Annotated in this window: 13 protein-coding genes; 11 read left to right on the top strand and 2 right to left on the bottom strand. The window is 72.2% G+C overall.

Going from position 1 to position 15,453, the window contains the following annotated elements; all coding sequences use genetic code 11:
• Positions 1-17: 17 nt before the first annotated feature.
• The 8 genes from AB0B63_RS21380 (at position 18) to AB0B63_RS21345 (ending at position 8,494) form a co-directional block, all read left to right on the top strand.
• Positions 18-1,298, top strand: coding sequence for a phytase (locus tag AB0B63_RS21380; RefSeq protein ID WP_357021350.1), 1,281 nt, complete (start codon positions 18-20; stop codon positions 1,296-1,298).
• 161 nt (positions 1,299-1,459) lie between these two features.
• Positions 1,460-2,434, top strand: coding sequence for a DUF2520 domain-containing protein (locus AB0B63_RS21375; RefSeq protein WP_357021347.1), 975 nt, complete (start codon positions 1,460-1,462; stop codon positions 2,432-2,434).
• A gap of 140 nt (positions 2,435-2,574) precedes the next feature.
• Positions 2,575-3,420, top strand: coding sequence for a pantoate--beta-alanine ligase (gene panC / locus AB0B63_RS21370; protein WP_357021344.1), 846 nt, complete (start codon positions 2,575-2,577; stop codon positions 3,418-3,420).
• Between the two features lie 31 nt (positions 3,421-3,451).
• Complete coding sequence (gene panD, locus AB0B63_RS21365; protein ID WP_357021341.1) at positions 3,452-3,877, top strand: aspartate 1-decarboxylase; 426 nt, start codon at positions 3,452-3,454, stop codon at positions 3,875-3,877.
• A 100-nt stretch (positions 3,878-3,977) separates the two neighbouring features.
• Positions 3,978-4,862, top strand: coding sequence for a septum formation family protein (locus AB0B63_RS21360; RefSeq protein ID WP_357021338.1), 885 nt, complete (start codon positions 3,978-3,980; stop codon positions 4,860-4,862).
• A 73-nt stretch (positions 4,863-4,935) separates the two neighbouring features.
• Positions 4,936-6,633 carry an L-aspartate oxidase gene (locus AB0B63_RS21355; RefSeq protein WP_357021335.1) on the top strand — a complete coding sequence of 566 codons (1,698 nt, stop codon included), beginning with the start codon at positions 4,936-4,938 and terminating at the stop codon, positions 6,631-6,633.
• Positions 6,634-6,745: 112 nt separating this feature from the next.
• Positions 6,746-7,642 carry a carboxylating nicotinate-nucleotide diphosphorylase gene (gene nadC, locus AB0B63_RS21350; RefSeq protein ID WP_357021332.1) on the top strand — a complete coding sequence of 299 codons (897 nt, stop codon included), beginning with the start codon at positions 6,746-6,748 and terminating at the stop codon, positions 7,640-7,642.
• A gap of 93 nt (positions 7,643-7,735) precedes the next feature.
• Positions 7,736-8,494: a type III pantothenate kinase gene (locus AB0B63_RS21345; RefSeq protein WP_208567763.1), complete on the top strand. Its 759-nt coding sequence runs from the start codon at positions 7,736-7,738 to the stop codon at positions 8,492-8,494.
• Between the two features lie 23 nt (positions 8,495-8,517).
• Here the strand turns inward: AB0B63_RS21345 and AB0B63_RS21340 are convergent, their stop codons facing one another.
• Positions 8,518-9,270: a class I SAM-dependent methyltransferase gene (locus tag AB0B63_RS21340; RefSeq protein ID WP_357021328.1), complete on the bottom strand. Its 753-nt coding sequence runs from the start codon at positions 9,268-9,270 to the stop codon at positions 8,518-8,520.
• Positions 9,271-9,362: 92 nt separating this feature from the next.
• Between AB0B63_RS21340 and lysS the strand changes: the two genes are divergently transcribed.
• From lysS to AB0B63_RS21325, 3 genes are all read left to right on the top strand, one after another.
• A complete protein-coding gene (lysS, locus tag AB0B63_RS21335; RefSeq protein ID WP_208567765.1) occupies positions 9,363-10,871 on the top strand; it encodes a lysine--tRNA ligase in 1,509 nt (502 codons plus the stop codon).
• 112 nt (positions 10,872-10,983) lie between these two features.
• Positions 10,984-11,328 (top strand): Lsr2 family protein, encoded by a 345-nt coding sequence (locus AB0B63_RS21330; RefSeq protein ID WP_168222573.1) that lies wholly within the window; start codon positions 10,984-10,986, stop codon positions 11,326-11,328.
• Positions 11,329-11,833: 505 nt separating this feature from the next.
• Positions 11,834-14,359 (top strand): ATP-dependent Clp protease ATP-binding subunit, encoded by a 2,526-nt coding sequence (locus AB0B63_RS21325; protein WP_208567766.1) that lies wholly within the window; start codon positions 11,834-11,836, stop codon positions 14,357-14,359.
• A gap of 112 nt (positions 14,360-14,471) precedes the next feature.
• Here AB0B63_RS21325 and AB0B63_RS21320 read toward each other — a convergent pair whose 3' ends face one another.
• Complete coding sequence (locus AB0B63_RS21320) at positions 14,472-15,377, bottom strand: A/G-specific adenine glycosylase (RefSeq protein ID WP_208567767.1); 906 nt, start codon at positions 15,375-15,377, stop codon at positions 14,472-14,474.
• Positions 15,378-15,453: the final 76 nt, after the last annotated feature.

Below are 15,453 nucleotides of genomic sequence, written 5' to 3'. Positions count from 1 at the left end.
CCCTACGGTCTGCGGGCATGAGACGAATCGTGATCTCCGCGCTGGCGGTCGTACCGCTGCTGGTGACGACCACCGGTGCCGCCGCCGCGCCCGCCCGCGACGACGTGCCGCGTGCGGTCCGGGCGGTGGCCGAGACACCCGCCCTGTTCGACGACGCCGCCGGTGGAGACGCCGACGCCGACGATCCGGCGATCTGGGTGCACCCGACCGACCGGGCCGGCAGCCTGGTGGTCGTCACCGCCAAGAACGGCGGCCTGCGGGTGTACGACCTGCGGGCCCGGGAGCGGCAGGCGATCGCCACCCCGCCGGCACCCGGCCCGGACGACGAGGCGGGCCGGTTCAACAACGTCGACCTGGTCAGCGGCTTCCGGCTGGCGGGCCGGCCGGTCGACCTGGCGGTGGTCACCGACCGGGGACGCGACCAGCTCCGGTTCTACCGGATCGATCCGGTGTCGCGGCGGCTGGTCGACGTGACCGCGCCGCAGCCGCCGTTCGCGTTCAGCCGGGACCAGGCAGAGGTGAACACCCAACGCACCGCGTACGGGTTGGGCACGTTCACCGACCGGGACGGGGCCGCGTACGCGGTGGTGAGCCGGCGCAGCACCCCGGAGGTGGGGGTGTTCCGGCTGGTGGAGCGGGCCGGGAAGGTCAGCTACCGGCCGGTGGGGCGGCTGGTGCTGCCGTCGACGTTCACCCTGCCGGACGGCTCCGCCTGGTCGCCGTGCACCGACCCGGGGGACGGCCCGCAGGTGGAGGGGACGGTGGTGGACCCGGCCACCGGCGTGGTGTACCTGGCGCAGGAGAAGGTCGGCCTGTGGCGGACCCGGCTGGTCGGTGGCCGGTTCGTGGGCGTACCCCGGTCGGTGGAGCGGGTCCGCGAGTACGGCGTCCCGGCGGTCTTTGACCCGGCGGCCGACGACTGCGTGGCCGACGACACCGCCGACCCGGGCTTCGGCGGGCGGATCGCCCAGGACGTGGAGGGCCTGACGATCCTGCCCACCGGCCGGTACGCGGGCACCCTCGTCGTGTCCAGCCAGGGCGACGACACGTTCTTCACCTACGACCGGGTCACCAACCGGCCGACCGGGCGGTTCGCGGTGGTCGACGGCGGGGTCGACGGCGTGCAGGAGTGCGACGGGGCGGCGGTGACGGCGACGCCGCTGCCGGGCTTCCCCGGCGGGCTGCTGGTGGTGCAGGACGGCCGCAACACCCCGACGACGCCCGACGGGGACGACGGGGTACGCCCGGACAGCAACGTCAAGTTCGTCGACGCCGGGTTCCTGGCCGGCCACCGGTGAGCCGCCACACCGGGTGAGCTGCCGCACCGGGTGGGTCGCCGCCATCGGGGCACCCGGTGCCCGGGGTCGGTGAAGGTTTTCACACATCCTTGTTCGGGTTCCCTGCCCCCGGCGCATACTTGCGATCGACCGGTACCCCCTTCGAGGACTGGATCGTTGCCATGAGCGCACCGCTGCGCCCGCGTCCGGCTGCCCCCGGCGTCGCCGTACCGCAGGGCCCTGCCGCACCCGGTGTCCCGTTCGTCCTTCCCGCCCAGCTCACCGTGGGTGTAATCGGTGCCGGCCGGGTGGGTGCGGTGCTCGGGGCGGCGCTGGTCGCCGCCGGGCACCGGGTGGTCGCCGCCTCCGGCGTCTCCGGGGCGACCCGGGCCCGGATCGCGTTGCTCCTACCGGACGCGGTGACCCGGTCGGCGACCTCGGTCGCCCGGGAGGCCACCGACCTGCTGCTGCTCGCCGTCCCCGACGACGCGCTGGCCGGTGTGGTCGCCGGTTTGGCCGACACCGGGGCGCTGCACCCCGGCCAGGTGGTCGCGCACACCTCCGGCGCGCACGGCCTGACCGTGCTGGCCCCGGCCGCCGCCGTCGGTGCCCGGCCGTTGGCCCTGCACCCCGCGATGACCTTCACCGGTACGCCGGACGACCTGTCCCGGCTGGCCGGCATCTCCTACGGGGTGACCGCACCGGTGGAGTTGCGGGCGGCGGCGGCCCGGCTCGTCGCCGACCTGGGCGGGGTGCCGGAGTGGGTGGGGGAGACCGACCGGGTCCTCTACCACGCGGCCCTGGCGCACGGCGCGAACCACCTGGTGACCCTGGTCAACGAGGCGGCCGACCGGCTGCGGGACGCCGGGGTGACCCAGCCGGAGAAGGTGCTGGCCCCGCTGCTGCGGGCGGCGTTGGAGAACGCCCTGCGGCTTGGCGACGACGCGCTCACTGGCCCGGTGTCGCGTGGCGACGCGGGCACCGTACGGCGGCACCTGGCCCGGCTGGCGCAGACCGCGCCGGAATCCGTGGCCCCCTACCTGGCGTTGGCCCGACGGAGCGCGGACCGGGCGATCGCGGCGGGCCGGTTGCGCCCGGTCGACGCCGAGTCTCTGCTCGACGTGCTCGCCGGCATCCACCGCGAGGTGGCGGCGTGAGCCGAACGGAAGGCGGGCTGGTGAGCGGGAGGAGTGAGCCGGTTTTGCGAGCCCCGCAGTCGCGAACGGAAGGCGGGCTGGTGAGCGGGAGGAGTGAGCCGGTTTTGCGAGCCCCGCAGTCGCGAACGGAAGGCGGTTCAGTGACGGAACTGGTGCACACCCGGGTGGAGCTGGCGAAGGCCCGGGCGGGGCTGGCCGGCACGGTCGGTGTGGTGATGACGATGGGTGCGCTGCACTCGGGGCACGAGGCGCTGATCCGGGCGGCCCGGGAGCGGGCCGACCACGTGCTGGTGACGATCTTCGTGAACCCGTTGCAGTTCGGCCCGAACGAGGACTTCGACAGGTATCCGCGCACCCTCGACACCGACCTGGAGGTGTGCCGGCGGGCCGGTGCGGACCTGGTGTTCGCCCCGGCCGTGACCGACATGTACCCGGACGGGCAGCCCACGGTCCGGATCGACCCGGGTCGGCCCGGTGAGGAGTTGGAGGGGCAGAGCCGGCCCGGTTTCTTCCACGGGGTGCTGACCGTGGTGTTGAAGCTGCTCCAGCTCACCCGGCCCGACGTGACCTTCTTCGGGGAGAAGGACTACCAGCAGCTCACCCTGGTCCGTCGGATGGCCCGGGACCTGGACGTGCCGGTCGAGGTGGTCGGCGTGCCGACCGTACGGGAGCCGGACGGGCTGGCCCGGTCCAGTCGTAACCGCTACCTGTCGGCGGACGAGCGGCAGGTCGCGTTGAGCCTCTCGGCCGCGCTGCGGGCCGGGGCGGACGCCGCCGGGCGGGGCGCGGACGCCGGTGACGTGCTGACCGCCGCGCACCGGGTGCTCGGCGTTGTGCCGGGTGTGCGACTGGACTATCTGGTGCTCACCGATCCGGATCTGGAGCCGGGGCCGGTCGCCGGCCCGGCCCGGCTGTTGATCGCGGCCTGGGTGGGCACCACCCGGTTGATCGACAACCTGGCGATCGACCTCGCCCCCCGCTCCTGACCACGCACACCACCTGTCGAGAGGCAAGCCGATGTTCCGGACCATGCTCAAGTCGAAGATCCACCGGGCGACGGTGACCCAGGCCGACCTGCACTACGTCGGCTCGGTGACGGTGGACCAGGATCTGCTCGACGCCGCCGACCTGCTCCCGGGCGAGCAGGTGGCGATCGTGGACGTGACCAACGGGGCCCGGCTGGAGACGTACGTGATCCCGGGGGAGCGGGGCAGCGGGGTGATCGGTATCAACGGCGCGGCGGCGCACCTGGTGCACCCGAACGACCTGGTGATCCTGATCTCGTACGGTCAGATGGACGACGCGGAGGCCCGGACGTACCGCCCCCGGGTGGTCCACGTGGACGCCGGCAACAGGGTGGTTGAGCTGGGCGGCGATCCGGCGGCTGCGGCCCCGGGGACGGCCGGGGACCCGGTGCCGAGTCCGCTCGCCGTCGTGGGCTGACCGGAATTCCGGTCTGTTACCGGAAGGTCATTTTTGGTTACCCTGGACTGACCGTCGGATTGACGGTCGTCGGCTGGGGGAGGCCGCGTTGCGTCGTCCGATGAGGGTCTTGATCGCCGCGTTGGCGGTGGGTGTGGTCCTGGCGGGCTGCGGTGCGCCGGGCGGCCTCGACGGCGATCTCACCGACGACTGGGCGGCCCTGCCGCCGGCCGGGCCGTTCACCCCCGAGGCGGGGGTTTGCCAGGTCGCCGACTTCACCGACACGGTCGCCCTGGCGGCGTACGCGCCGGTGGACTGCGCGGTGCCGCACCGGGTGGAGACGGTGCACGTGGGCGCGTTGCCGGGCGAGCGGGTCGTCGCGCCGGTCACCGGTTCGGCGGAGTTGCGGGGTGCGTTCGCCGAGTGCGACACCCGGGCCGCCGGTTACCTGGGCGACGACTGGCGGGCCGGCCGACTGCGGCTGGCGGTGGCGCTGCCGACCGCGCTCGGCTGGACGGCCGGGGCCCGTTGGTTCCGGTGCGACCTGAGCGAGGTGACCACCGTCGAGGCGGCGGCCACCGTGGTCACCCGTACGGGCAGCCTGCGGGATGCGTTGAAGGGCCCGTCGCCGCTGCGGTTGGGCTGTCAGCGGGCCAGGAGCGGCCGGGGTGCCGGGGTGCAGGTGCTGGTGCCGGTGGAGTGCTCGACCGTGCACGAGGCGGAGTTCGTGGGCGCCTGGAAGGCCCCCGACCGGCCCTATCCGGTCAAGGACGTCGACTGGCTGCCGCTGTACGCCGGCTGCCGCAGCCTGCTGGGTCGCTACGTGGGTGTGCCGGACGACGCCGACCTGCGTTTCCGCAGCGGCGTGGTGGTGCGTCCGCCGGGGCCGGGCCGGTGGCGGGTCGGCGACCGGGGGGTCCGTTGCTACCTGTGGTTGAGCGACCGGACGGTGACCGCCTCGCTGAAGGGCGGCGGACCGGCCGCCCTGCCGGTGCGGACGAAGTAGCGGACGGGGTAGTCGAAACCACTCGTCCCGCCCCCGCCGCCCGTCGCGAGGATCGTTCGGGTTGACTGTGGGTATGGAACTCCCGCCGACCGTCGACCTGCCGGCCCTGCCCAGACTGTTGGCTGCTCCCGCGCCCGGTTGGGTGGAGACCACCGATGTGATCGTGGTCGGCTCCGGGGTGGCGGGGTTGACCGCCGCGCTGCACCTGCGCGAGGCGGGCCTGCACGTCACCGTGGTCACCAAGGTCAACATCGACGACGGGTCGACCCGCTGGGCGCAGGGCGGCATCGCCGCCGTACTCGATCCGGCCGACTCGCCCGCGGCGCACGCCCGCGACACCGAGATCGCCGGGGTCGGACTCTGCGACCCGGCGGCCGTGCGGCTGCTGGTCGAGGAGGGGCCGCTGCGGCTGCGGGAGCTGATGCGCATCGGCGCGGAGTTCGACCGCAACCCGGACGGTTCGTTGATGCTCACCCGGGAGGGCGGGCACCGGGCCGACCGGATCGTGCATGCCGGTGGGGACGCCACCGGGGCGGAGGTGCAGCGGGCCCTGCACGCGGCGGTGCGCCGGGACCCGTGGATCCGCCTGGTCGAGCACGCCCTGGTGCTGGACCTGCTGCGCGCCCCCGGCGACGGCCCGGACTCTCCCGGCCCGGCCTGCGGCATCACCCTGCACGTGCTGGGTGAGGGCAGCGAGGACGGCGTCGGCGCGCTGCTGGCCCGTGCGGTGGTGCTGGCCACCGGCGGGATGGGGCAGGTCTTCTCGGCCACCACCAACCCGGCGGTCTCCACCGGTGACGGGGTGGCGTTGGCGATGCGGGCCGGAGCGGCGGTCACCGACGTCGAGTTCGTGCAGTTCCACCCGACCGCCCTGATCGTGCCGGAGCAGGCCCGGGTGCCGGGCGCGGGCCTGGCCCAGCAGCCGCTGGTGTCGGAGGCACTGCGCGGTGAGGGCGCCCACCTGGTCGACGCCGACGGCAAGCGGTTCATGCTCGGCCAGCACGAGCTGGCCGAGCTGGCCCCCCGGGACGTGGTGGCCAAGGGCATCCACCGGGTGCTGCTGGCCACCGGCGCGGACCACGTCTTTCTCGACGCCCGGCACCTCGGCGCGAACTTCCTCGCCGGGCGGTTCCCGACCATCGTCGCGTCCTGCATGGCCATCGGGGTCGACCCGGCGACGGATCTGATCCCGGTCGCCCCGGCCGCCCACTACGCGTCCGGTGGCGTCCGCACCGACCTGCGCGGCCGGACCTCCATCCCCGGCCTGTACGCCTGCGGTGAGGTCGCCTGCACGGGCGTGCACGGCGCGAACCGGCTGGCCAGCAACTCGCTGCTGGAGGGGTTGGTCTTCTCCCGCCGGATCGCCGAGGACATCGCCGCCGGGCTGCCCGAGCAGGCGCAACCGGCGCAGACCGGTGCCTGGGTGGGCGGCGGGGGCGGGGTGCTGCTCGCCGAGGGGGTGCCCGCGTTGCAACGGGCGATGACCCGGGGCGCGGGGGTGCTGCGGTCGGCGTCGACCCTGGCCGCGACCGCCGCCACCCTGACCGGGCTGGGGCAGGGCCAGGGTCGGCCGGGCACCGCCGGCTGGGAGGCGACGAACCTGGTCACCGTGGCGTCCGCCCTGGTCGCCGCCGCGTACGCCCGCCAGGAGACCCGGGGCTGCCACTGGCGGGAGGACTTTCCGACGGCCGACGAGCGGTGGCGCGGTCATCTCGTCGCGGCCGTCGGTGCCCGGGGTGACCTCACCGAACGCTGGGAGGGCCTGCCCTGACCCGGAGCGGGCCGGGTTTGCGAGCCCCGCAGTGGCGAACGGAGGGGGGCCGGTGAGTCCGAGGAGTGAGCCGGGTTTGCGAGCCCCGCGGTGGCGAACGAAAGGAAATGCAGTGCGGGAACCGACGCGACAGGCGTTGACGGCGGGCGGGCTGGACCCGGAGCGGGTCCGGCGGGTGATCGTCGACGCGCTCACCGAGGATCTGGGGGCGGACTTCGTCGACGTCACCAGCGTCGCCACCATTGCGGCCGGGCAGACCGACACCGCCGACCTGGTGGCCCGGGAGGACGGGGTGGTGGCCGGGCTGGCGGTGGCGGCGGCGGTGTTCGAGCTGGTCGGCGAGGTGAGCGCTGCGGAGCGTACCGTCGAGGTGGTGGTGGTGGCCCACGACGGCGCGCGGGTGGCCCGGGGTGAGGTGCTGGCGACGGTGACCGGCCCGACCCGGCTGCTGCTCACCGCCGAGCGCACCGCGCTGAACCTGCTCTCCCGGATGTCCGGGGTGGCCACCCACACCCGGGCCTGGGCGGACGCTCTGGCCGGCACCAAGGCGACGGTGCTGGACACCCGCAAGACCACCCCGGGCCTGCGGATGCTGGAGAAGTACGCGGTCCGGGCCGGCGGCGGCACCAACAAGCGGATGGGCCTGTACGACGTCGCCATGATCAAGGACAACCACAAGCTGGCCGCCGGTGGTGTCGGGGCGGCCTTCCGTCGGGTCCGGCAGACCTTCCCGCAGGTGCCGGTGCAGGTCGAGGTGGACACCCCGGCCGAGGCGGTGGAGGCGGTGGAGGCCGGCGCGGACTTCCTGCTGTTGGACAACATGTCCCCGGCGACCCTGCGCGAGGTGGTCGCGGCGGTCGGCGACCGGGCCGAGCTGGAGGCGACCGGTGGGCTGACCCTGGAGGTGGCCGCCGAGTACGGGGCGACCGGGGTGGACTACCTGTCGGTGGGTGCCCTGACGCACTCCTCGCCGATCCTGGACATCGCCCTGGACCTGCGCGAGCGGTGAGCCGGCCGGGCCGCCGGCTACCCGTCGGTGCGGGGCAGCGGGTCCGGCCCACTGCTCGCCTGCGGTGGGCCGGTCGGCGTCTAGGCTGCGTGCGTGCTGCTCTGCATCGACATCGGAAACACCAACACCGTGCTGGCGACCTTCGACGGCGACAAGCTGGTGCACTCGTGGCGGATCAAGACCGACGCCCGTTCGACAGCGGACGAGCTGGGTCTGATGTTCCGGGGGCTGCTCGCCGGTGACGCCGTGGAGATCACCGGGGTGGCCGCCTGCTCGACGGTGCCGGCGGCGCTGCGCTCGCTGCGGACCATGCTGGCCCGTTACTACGCCGACCTGCCGAGCGTGGTCGTCGAGCCGGGGGTCCGCACCGGTGTGCAGCTGGCCATCGACAACCCGAAGGAGGTGGGCGCGGACCGGGTGGTCAACACGCTGGCCGCGTACACCCTCTACGGGGGTCCGTCGATCGTGGTGGACTTCGGCACCACCACCAACTTCGACGTGATCAGCGGTCGGGGGGAGTTCCTCGGTGGGGCGTTCGCCCCGGGCATCGAGATCTCCTTCGACGCGTTGGCGGCCCGCGCCGCCCAGCTGCGTAAGGTGGAGGCCAACAAGCCCCGCTCGGTGATCGGCAAGAACACCGTGGAGTGTCTCCAGTCCGGCCTCTACTTCGGCTTCGCCGGGCAGGTCGACCGGATCGTCGAGCGGATGACCGAGGAGTTGGGCCAGGTCCGCGCGGTGATCGCCACGGGTGGGCTGGCCTCGGTGGTGATCGGCGAGTGCCGGACCATCACCCACCACGAGCCGATGATCACCCTGATCGGGCTGCGCATGGTCTACGAGCGCAACACCTGATCACGACGGCCGGTCGCGGCGGTTCACCGCCGCCGGGCCCGGAAGACCAGCGTCTGGTACGGCAGCTCGACGGTCTCCCGGCCGGCCAGGTCGGGGTGGGTGGCGAACAGCTCGCGCAGCTCCCGCTCCAGCCGTTGCCGCTGCTGCGGGGCGGCGACCAACCAGTGTGATCGGGTACGCAACAGCCCGAGGACCTCGTCGGAGGTGACGGTCGTCCGGTGGGTGAACCGGCCCAGCTCGACCGGGCCGAAGGCCGCACCGAAGGTGGTCACCTTCACGGTCAGGTCGCTGACGTTCTCCCCCATCTGGGCGATCCGCCCCAGTTCGGCCACCCAGCCGACCGTTTCGTCGCGGATGTTCCAGATCGGGGCGAAGATGCCGTCCGGCCGGAGGACCCGGGCGATCTCGACGTGCGCGCGTTCCCGGTCGAACCAGTGGTAGGCCTGGCCGACCAGCACCGCGTCGGCGCTCGCGTCGGGCAGCGGGACCGCCTCGGCGCAGCCGGCGAGGGCGGTGGTCCCGGGAACGGCCGTGTCGAGCCGGGCCCGCATCGCCGGGTCGGGTTCGACCGGAGTGACCCGGTGGCCGAGGGCCCGCAGGTCACGGGTGAGCAGGCCGGTGCCGGCGCCCAGGTCGACCACGCTGGCGCCCGCAGCCGCACCCGCACCCGCGCCGGCCAGCGCCCAGCGCAGCGCCTCGGCCGGATAACCGGGTCGAAACCGGTCGTAGTCGGCGGCGACCGTACCGAAGGACCGTGCCCGGGTGTGCTCGACCATGCCGGGCAGGTTATCCCGTAACGGCCGCTCGGGGGCATGAGTACGCTCATGGGCTGACCCAGTCGAAACTCCCTTAGCCGAGGAAGCGTGCCGTGACCGAGCAGAACGCCGTGCCAGTGGACCCCGCCGACGACCTTCCCGAGCAGATGAAGGTCCGCCGGGAGAAGCGGGACCGGATGCTCGCCGAGGGCATCGACCCGTACCCCGTCGGCTACCCCCGGACCAGCACCCTGGCCGAGGTGCGCGAGCGGTACGCCGAGCTGCCCACCGACACCGCGACCGGGGACCGGATCTCGGTCACCGGCCGGGTGATCTTCGTACGGAACACCGGCAAGCTCTGCTTCGCCACCCTGCGCGACGGCGACGGCACCGAGTTGCAGGCGATGCTCTCCCTGGACCGGGTCGGCGCGGAGCGGCTGGACGCCTGGAAGCGCCTGGTCGACCTGGGTGACCACGTGGGTGTCACCGGCGAGGTGATCACCAGCCGGCGCGGTGAGCTGTCGGTGCTGGCCGACGAGTGGGCGGTCACCGCCAAGGCGCTGCGCCCGTTGCCGGTGGCGCACAAGCCGCTGAGCGAGGAGGCCCGGGTCCGGCAGCGTTACGTGGACCTGGTGGTCCGTCCGCAGGCCCGGCAGATGGTCCGGACCCGGGCTGCGGCGGTACGCAGCCTGCGTGACTCGTTGCACGGTCAGGGATTCATCGAGGTCGAGACGCCGATGCTCCAGTTGCTGCACGGCGGCGCGGCGGCCCGCCCATTCGTGACCCACAGCAATGCGCTCGGTACTGATCTGTATCTGCGAATCGCGCCGGAACTGTTTCTCAAGCGCGCCGTGGTCGGCGGGGTCGACCGGGTGTTCGAGATCAACCGCAACTTCCGCAATGAGGGAGTCGACTCGTCGCACTCGCCGGAGTTCGCGATGCTGGAGACCTACCAGGCGTACGGCGACTACGACACGATGGCGGCGTTGACCCGTAATCTCGTGCAGCAGGCGGCGGTGGCGGTCAGCGGCTCGACGACGGTGACCCACGCCGACGGTCGGGAGTTCGACCTGGGTGGCGAGTGGCGGTCGGTGACCCTGTTCGGGGCGCTTTCCGAGGCGCTCGGCGAGGAGGTCACGGTCCGCACCGACCGGACCCGCCTGGTGGAGTACGCCGACAAGGTGGGGCTCGCGGTCGACCCGAAGTGGGGGCCGGGCAAGCTGGCCGAGGAGTTGTTCGAGGAACTGGTGGTGCCGAGCCTCCAGGCGCCGACCTTCGTACGGGACTACCCGGAGGAGACCAGCCCGTTGACCCGGGGTCACCGCACCGAGCCCGGCCTGGCCGAGAAGTGGGACCTCTACGTGCTCGGTTTCGAGCTGGGCACCGCGTACACGGAGCTGGTGGACCCGGTGGTGCAGCGGGAGCGGCTGGTGACGCAGGCGCAGCTCGGTGCCCGGGGCGACGACGAGGCCATGCGGCTGGACGAGGACTTTCTCCGGGCGATCGAGTACGGAATGCCGCCGGCCGGGGGTATGGGAATGGGAATCGACCGGCTGTTGATGGCGCTGACGGGGCTGGGAATTCGGGAAACCATCCTCTTCCCCTTGGTCCGCCCCGAGTAGCCTCCGGTGAGACCTTTGCCGGGTCGTTACGGCGTCCTATTGACGCGGCAAGCGTCGGGGGGGTTATCGTGCTCCTATTGCAGGAGCACCCTGCTCGAAAGGAATGTGGGACGTGGCCAAGCAGATCATTCACAAGCTGGTCGATGACCTGGACGGCGGGGACGCGGACGAGACCGTCAAGTTCGCCCTCGACGGCGTTCAGTACGAGATCGACCTGTCGAACTCCAACGCCGACAAATTGCGGGACGTTTTCGCGCCGTACGTAGCTGCCGGCACCCGGGTCGGCCGGGGCGGCGTGGTCGTGGGTGGCCGGGCCGCCCGGGGCCGGGGCGGCGCGACCGCCGACCGCGAGCAGAACAAGGCGATCCGGTCGTGGGCCAAGAAGAACGGCAAGGACATCTCCGACCGGGGTCGTATCCCGCAGGAGATCGTCGACGAGTACCACGCGACCCGCTGAGCTGTCAGTGGCGAACCGACGCCGGGCCGGAGCACCCCTCCGGGCCGGCGTCGCCGTCTCGGGGCACCCCTCGGCCGGCGTCGCCGTCTGGGGGGCAGCAGCCCGGTGGCCGTCGGGCCGGCCGACGTCACCCGCCGGCGGGGGCCGGTGGGTGGGGCTGCGGGCGGTGCGGGGCGGGAAGTTCTCCGGGTCCGCAGGCGTTGTCCACAGGCGGTGGAGACTTCGTCCACAGCCTGTGGATGACCCACGGAACCCCCCGGAGGGCGTTGCGCACCCCGGGTGAATTTCGCTCTGCGCGTACAGGCTGGGGTGCCGGAACACCTCCTGAGCGCGGATGGTTGGTCAAAACGACGTCGGAACGGCTCGGTACGAGGAGACACGACCTCAGCGGAGTCGGTCAGCGGCGATAGAGTAAGGAGGTGCGGACGCCCGTCCCGGACGTCTGCGCACCGGCCCCGCCAAGATCTCGCAGTCGAGGCGCACGGCACGTGAGGAGCACGAGGGCATGTTCGAGCGGTTCACCGACCGAGCGCGACGGGTTGTCGTCCTGGCCCAAGAAGAGGCCCGGATGCTCAACCACAACTACATCGGTACGGAGCACATCCTGCTGGGCCTGATCCACGAGGGTGAGGGCGTCGCCGCCAAGGCCCTGGAGAGCCTCGGCATCTCCCTGGAGGGCGTCCGTCAGCAGGTCGAGGAGATCATCGGCCAGGGCCAGCAGGCGCCGAGCGGGCACATCCCGTTCACGCCCCGGGCCAAAAAGGTGCTGGAGCTGTCCCTGCGCGAGGCGCTGCAGCTCGGCCACAACTACATCGGCACGGAGCACATCCTGCTCGGGCTGATCCGCGAGGGTGAGGGCGTCGCCGCCCAGGTGCTGGTGAAGCTGGGCGCCGACCTCAACCGGGTCCGCCAGCAGGTGATCCAGCTCCTCTCCGGCTACCAGGGCAAGGAGCCGGCCGCCGCCGGCACCGCGCCGGGCGAGGCCGCCCCGTCGACCAGCCTCGTGCTGGACCAGTTCGGTCGTAACCTGACTCAGGCTGCCCGTGAGGGCAAGCTCGACCCGGTGATCGGGCGCGAGAAGGAGATCGAGCGGGTCATGCAGGTGCTGTCCCGCCGCACCAAGAACAACCCGGTCCTGATCGGTGAGCCCGGCGTCGGCAAGACCGCCGTGGTGGAGGGCCTGTCCCAGAAGATCATCAAGGGCGAGGTGCCCGAGACGCTCAAGGACAAGCAGCTCTACACCCTCGACCTCGGTGCCCTGGTCGCCGGCTCCCGCTACCGGGGTGACTTCGAGGAGCGCCTCAAGAAGGTGCTCAAGGAGATCCGCACCCGGGGCGACATCATCCTGTTCATCGACGAGATTCACACCTTGGTCGGTGCGGGTGCCGCCGAGGGCGCGATCGACGCGGCGAGCATCCTCAAGCCGATGCTGGCCCGTGGTGAGCTCCAGACCATCGGCGCGACCACCCTCGACGAATACCGCAAGCACCTGGAGAAGGACGCCGCGCTGGAGCGTCGTTTCCAACCGATCCAGGTGGGTGAGCCGTCGCTGGCCCACACCATCGAGATCCTCAAGGGCCTGCGGGACCGCTACGAGGCGCACCACCGCGTCTCGATCACGGACGCCGCCCTGGTGGCTGCCGCGACGCTGGCCGACAGGTACATCTCCGACCGGTTCCTGCCGGACAAGGCGATCGACCTGATCGACGAGGCCGGGGCCCGGATGCGCATCCGCCGGATGACCGCGCCGCCAGACCTGCGTGACTTCGACGAGCGGATCGCCCAGGTGCGCCGCGACAAGGAGTCCGCGATCGACGCGCAGGACTTCGAGCGGGCCGCCCAGCTGCGGGACAAGGAGAAGCAGCTCCTGGGGCAGAAGGCGCAGCGGGAGAAGGAGTGGAAGGCCGGTGACCTGGACGTCGTCAGCGAGGTCGACGACGAGCAGATCGCCGAGGTTCTGGGCAACTGGACCGGTATCCCGGTCTACAAGCTGACCGAGGAGGAGACCTCCCGGCTGCTGCGGATGGAAGACGAGCTGCACAAGCGCGTCATCGGCCAGGAGGACGCGGTCAAGGCGGTCTCGAAGGCGATCCGGCGTACCCGGGCCGGTCTGAAGGACCCGAAGCGGCCGTCCGGCTCGTTCATCTTCGCCGGCCCGTCCGGTGTCGGTAAGACCGAGCTGTCCAAGGCGCTCGCCGAGTTCCTGTTCGGCAGCGAGGACGCGCTGATCCAGCTGGACATGTCCGAGTTCCACGACCGCTACACGGTCTCCCGCCTGGTCGGGGCCCCTCCCGGCTACGTCGGCTACGACGAGGGTGGCCAGCTGACCGAGAAGGTCCGTCGTCGGCCGTTCTCGGTGGTGCTCTTCGACGAGATCGAGAAGGCCCACCCGGACGTGTTCAACACCCTGCTGCAGATCCTGGAGGACGGCCGGCTCACCGACGGCCAGGGTCGGATCGTGGACTTCAAGAACACGGTCATCATCCTGACCACCAACCTGGGCACCCGGGACGTCGCCAAGGCGGTGTCGTTGGGCTTCCAGCAGTCGGAGGACTCCGAGTCCACCTACGACCGGATGAAGCAGAAGGTCAACGACGAGCTGAAGCAGCACTTCCGGCCCGAGTTCCTCAACCGGATCGACGACACCATCGTCTTCCACCAGCTGCGGCAGAACGAGATCCTCTCGATCGTGGACATCATGATCCAGCGGATCGAGGGCCAGCTCCGCAACAAGGACATGGGTCTGGAGCTGACCGACAACGCCAAGAAGTACCTGTCCAAGAAGGGCTTCGACCCGGTGCTGGGGGCCCGTCCGCTGCGTCGGACGATCCAGCGCGACATCGAGGACAACCTCTCCGAGCGGATCCTGTTCAACGAGCTGACCCCCGGTCAGATCGTGGTGGTGGACTGCGAGGGGGACCCGGAGGACATCGAGAAGTCGAAGTTGGTCTTCCACGGCTCGGACCGCCCGGCCGAGGTGCCGGACGCCGTCCCGGCCGACCTGGGTGGTGCCGCCACCGCCGGTGAGTAGGACCTGACGGTTCGGTAGGACAGAGCACAAGGGCGACGGCCCGGTGGCGCGAGCCACCGGGCCGTCGCCCTTTCTGCCTGCCGTCGGCCAGCGCAGCCCCGGTGGGGGCGGGTCAGCCGGGAATCGGTTGGGTGGCGGGACCATCCCCGATGAGCCGGAAATGCTCCTCGCCGACCGGCTCCACCATGCCGTCCTTGACCAGCGCGGCGAGTGCCCGGGCCCGTTGCACGTCGTCGTGCCACACCTGGTCGAGCCGCTGGTGCGGCACCGGACCGGTGGCGTCCCGGAGCACCCCGAGCAGCAGCCCGCGCACCTGACGGTCGGTGCCCGCGTACCGCTGGGTCTTGCGGGTCGGCCCGGTGGGCGCCGGCTGGCCGGAGGCCCGCCAGGCGCAGACCGACTCGACCGGGCAGGCCGGACAACGCGGTGAACGGGCGGTGCAGACGATCGCACCGAGTTCCATAAAGGCGGCGCTGGCCAGGGCCGCGGCGGCCGGTTCGACCGGCAGCAGCTCCGCGCAGGCGACCAGGTCGGCCGGGGTGGTGGCCGGGCCGGCATCCGGTGCACCGGCGACGGCCCGGGAGACGACCCGCCGGACATTCGTGTCGACCACCGGGTGCCGCTGACCGTAGGCGAACGCGGCGACCGCCCGCGCCGTGTACGTCCCGATGCCGGGCAACGCCAGCAACTGGTCCAGTTGGTCGGGCACCCGCCCGCCGTGCCGCTCCACGATCGCCACCGCGCACTCGCGCAGCCGTACCGCCCGGCGGGGGTAGCCGAGGCGACCCCACATCCGGATCGCCTCGGCCGGGGTGTCGGCGGCGAGGGCGGCGGGATCGGGCCAGCGGGTGAGCCAGGCGTGCCAGGCGGGCAGGACGCGCACCACCGGCGTCTGCTGGAGCATGACCTCGCTGACCAGGATCGGCCAGGCGCCGATGCCGGGCGTCCGCCAGGGCAGGTCGCGGGCGTTCTGCTCGTACCACCGGCTGACCAGGGTGGTGAAGGTCGGTTCAGTCATCGCGCCGACGATGATGTCACGCGATGCCTTCCCGCTGATTGGGCGGGCCGGGCGGGGCGTCACCGGGTCGCCGGGC

Origin of the sequence: Micromonospora sp. NPDC049081, from assembly GCF_040648835.1 — a bacterium.
Taxonomy (GTDB): domain Bacteria; phylum Actinomycetota; class Actinomycetes; order Mycobacteriales; family Micromonosporaceae; genus Micromonospora; species Micromonospora antibiotica.
This window is presented reverse-complemented; position numbering and strand designations above follow the sequence as displayed.

What these genes read in the sequence shown, in the direction of transcription:
- AB0B63_RS21380 (WP_357021350.1), top strand. Translation starts at nt 18, where the DNA reads ATGAGACGAATCGTGATCTCCGCGCTGGCGGTCGTACCGCTGCTGGTG.
- AB0B63_RS21375 (WP_357021347.1), top strand. Translation starts at nt 1,460, where the DNA reads ATGAGCGCACCGCTGCGCCCGCGTCCGGCTGCCCCCGGCGTCGCCGTA.
- panD (WP_357021341.1), top strand. Translation starts at nt 3,452, where the DNA reads ATGTTCCGGACCATGCTCAAGTCGAAGATCCACCGGGCGACGGTGACC.
- AB0B63_RS21360 (WP_357021338.1), top strand. Translation starts at nt 3,978, where the DNA reads ATGAGGGTCTTGATCGCCGCGTTGGCGGTGGGTGTGGTCCTGGCGGGC.
- AB0B63_RS21355 (WP_357021335.1), top strand. Translation starts at nt 4,936, where the DNA reads ATGGAACTCCCGCCGACCGTCGACCTGCCGGCCCTGCCCAGACTGTTG.
- AB0B63_RS21340 (WP_357021328.1), bottom strand. Translation starts at nt 9,270, where the DNA reads ATGGTCGAGCACACCCGGGCACGGTCCTTCGGTACGGTCGCCGCCGAC.
- AB0B63_RS21325 (WP_208567766.1), top strand. Translation starts at nt 11,834, where the DNA reads ATGTTCGAGCGGTTCACCGACCGAGCGCGACGGGTTGTCGTCCTGGCC.
- AB0B63_RS21320 (WP_208567767.1), bottom strand. Translation starts at nt 15,377, where the DNA reads ATGACTGAACCGACCTTCACCACCCTGGTCAGCCGGTGGTACGAGCAG.